The sequence below is a fragment of the Solihabitans fulvus genome (assembly GCF_008386585.1).
GTDB lineage: Bacteria > Actinomycetota > Actinomycetes > Mycobacteriales > Pseudonocardiaceae > Solihabitans > Solihabitans fulvus.
On sequence record NZ_VUOB01000412.1, the window covers coordinates 1 to 294 of the forward strand.

1 protein-coding gene is annotated in these 294 nt (G+C 40.8%); it reads left to right on the forward strand.

Annotated features, from left to right (window positions below):
• Positions 1-15: 15 nt before the first annotated feature.
• Positions 16-294 (forward strand): JHBP domain-containing protein (locus F0L68_RS46185; protein WP_149855488.1); only part of this gene is annotated, 279 nt, incomplete at its 3' end.

Here is a 294-nt window from a genome sequence, read left to right on the forward strand (position 1 = left end):
GTTACATTCAACAAAGTGGATGCCAGTTCTCCTAATCTCAAGTTTATACTGACTGACGTTGAAGTTACAGGACTGAGTGGTTGCAAACCGAAGCAGATTCAACACGGCTCGAAACTGGAATTGAAGATTTTATGTCAAGCCAAATTAAATGGGAACTACGAGCTTAACGGTCAAGTCCTCGTTTTGCCGATTAAAGGAAAAGGAAAAATTCACGTCGACTTGAAAACAACACAAATCAACGTCGACGCGAATTACGAAGAGAAATTGGGAGATGATGGTAAAAAGCATTGGCAC